Annotated in this window: 3 protein-coding genes; 2 read left to right on the top strand and 1 reads right to left on the bottom strand. The window is 65.9% G+C overall.

Going from position 1 to position 2,255, the window contains the following annotated elements:
- On the top strand, positions 1–543 hold a 543-nt coding region (locus OEB96_RS00475), incomplete at its 5' end, for a hypothetical protein (RefSeq protein ID WP_266213400.1).
- A gap of 607 nt (positions 544–1,150) precedes the next feature.
- On the top strand, positions 1,151–1,765 hold the full coding sequence (locus OEB96_RS00470; RefSeq protein ID WP_266213399.1) for a hypothetical protein: 615 nt from the start codon (positions 1,151–1,153) through the stop codon (positions 1,763–1,765).
- 315 nt (positions 1,766–2,080) lie between these two features.
- Here the strand turns inward: OEB96_RS00470 and OEB96_RS46560 are convergent.
- The coding region (locus OEB96_RS46560; protein ID WP_407674598.1) for a transposase at positions 2,081–2,255 on the bottom strand (175 nt) is incomplete at its 5' end.

Here is a 2,255-nt window from a genome sequence, read left to right as displayed (position 1 = left end):
CCTCAGCTCGTCTTCCCGTTCCATGGACACGAAGGTCCCGGCCCGATCGCGCGCCTGCAAGACGGGTCAGGGCGACCTCGTACCACGCTGCTACGCATGCTCGAGCAAGCCCGCGAGCAACGCGGCTCTCCTCCTCTATGGGACGCTGTCGCGGCCCGACTCGACGAGGAGGACCGCCGACGCGACTCGGTCGAGCCAATGCTGCACTTGCTCGACCAGATCCACGAGCGCGTGGACGACCAGACCTGGCAGCTCATCCTCGACTTCGAATGGCGCACTTCCCATGAGGTCGTCAGTGGCGTCGAGGTCGGCCTTGAGCTGGGCTACGACCACGGCCGGACCAGCGCGCTCATGCGGGCGCAGCCCGGCCAGGGCGAGGCGGCCAAGGCTCTCACGGAGCGCTTCGCCGATCTCCTCGGGGACACCGATGCGGACTACCCTGACATCGTGATGGCCCTCATCACCACGCTACGGGCAACCGTGATGATGGCTCGGGGAGAGCACGACGACGGGGCGGGCGGCTTGCCGGTCGTCCAAGGCTGATCCGCCATCGAACGGATGAACGAGCGGGTCGGGGTGGCCGCGAACGGGCGTGAGCATCCCGCCGAACGCGACCACCCTGACCTCGCTCTCTACTGGTACCGTGGTGACGGGTTCGCCTCACCATCGACATTCGAGGATCGAGGAGCGCTCCGCGATCACGACCGAGCCGCGGTGGAGCTCGAAGCCGCAGCCCGCGTCGTGTGGCGCACCATGACCGTCGGGCAGGAACCGGACCCACTCGGCCGGGAGAAATTCCGCGAGACCCTTGAGCGCCTCGAGCTACTAGGGCCCGTGCGCGAGGAGATGATTCGAGCCTTCGGCACCCAGCCGGCCGTCGTGCGTCGTGCGGACGCTGCGGGCGGTGCAGTGCCATGCCCTCATCCGCGACTGTCCGACCATGAGCAGGGCGATCGCAGGGTTCCGTGCCTGCGCGTCGATCGTGCACGATGCCACGGGAACGCGGCCTGCGGTGCGCGAGCTGGTGAACGCCCCGTTCGTGCTGGCCCGGCCGACGGTGTCACCGGGTCTTGGTGCGAAAGCGTCATGCGATCCCTGAGCAGAAGATGACCGAATTCCATAGGGATGGCGTCGAGGATTCCCCCGACGGATGGCCGGTTTCCCCGAACGATCGACCGTGAGGATCCGCGACACCGAGCCGACGTCGGCGAACGCGTGGGGCTCGCTCGTGTGGTCGTGTTCGGGATCGGCGGTTCCCGTAGGCGCTTCGGGGGCGAGCGGGCGCCACGACTTCGACGCTCCGCTCGAACGCGACCTCGTCGATCTGAATGACCGCGCCGCCGAGCTTGCGAGCAGACGGCGGATCGACTCGAGCACCGAGTGCTGCTCTGCCCTCGGACCCGAGTCCGACCTCCATCGCTCGCCGGAACCACGCGTCGCTCCCGAGCCCGATGCTGACAACAAGGGCAGCGAGCGATGCAACGCCCCGCAGGCAAGCAGAAGAACGCTACGAAAGCGCGAGGAACCCGCTGATATGCTGAATTCGGGCAGCCAAATCTATTTGGAATTGATTACAGGTGGTTGCCCAGTTGATTCGGAACCGCGGCGGTTATTGTCTTTCGAAGCCCGAGGCGCGGGTGAATGCACCGAGGTAGGAGACCTGCTCCTGACAATTGCGCCCGATTGCGAGCGCGGGCGCTCGCTCGCGCTCTACATCATCCGATGGGCCTCGGCCGTGGGCGTCACCCCGACACCGACTCTCTGAGAAGCACGTTCCTTGGGGCGTCTTCGCACGTCGTGCGTGCCTCTTCGTCTCCAAGAACTTTTCCGTCGCGTGCGTGGAACACCAGTACGCTCGCCTTCACGGGCGTTCTTCGAAGTCCCCCGTCTCCAAGCGCTGCGCAGCCGATTGCGTCCGATCGGTTCGTGGTGTTGACTGACTGAGCGATGGATCTGTGATCGGGCTGGGTGCGTCATGGCCTGCGGACACGCGAGTACCAGCGACCTACATCGGCGTTCACGAGCGCTCGACCCCCGGGTTACGGAAGGCGTCGACGTGCTCGGTGAAATCATCGGTTCGTCAGAAGAATTTGTGAGCGACCGGGGGCTCGGGTAGCGCCCCCAGGGCATGGTAGAGGGCGATCTCGGTCGCTTTGAAGGTCCGCAGGCCGTAGGCCCTTCTGGTGATCACTTTGAGCTTGTTGTTGAGGCCCTCGGCCGTGCCTGCCGACACCTCGCCTTGGGCCCGGAACCAG

This window comes from Paraliomyxa miuraensis (assembly GCF_026337845.1).
GTDB classification, from domain to species: domain Bacteria; phylum Myxococcota_A; class Polyangia; order Nannocystales; family Nannocystaceae; genus Paraliomyxa; species Paraliomyxa miuraensis.
The sequence above is the reverse complement of the archived record's forward strand: the minus strand, read 5'-3'. Positions and strand labels throughout refer to the sequence as shown.

Coding starts and splice junctions, on each gene's coding strand:
- OEB96_RS00470 (WP_266213399.1), top strand. CDS start 1,151: ATGGCCGGTTTCCCCGAACGATCGACCGTGAGGATCCGCGACACCGAG.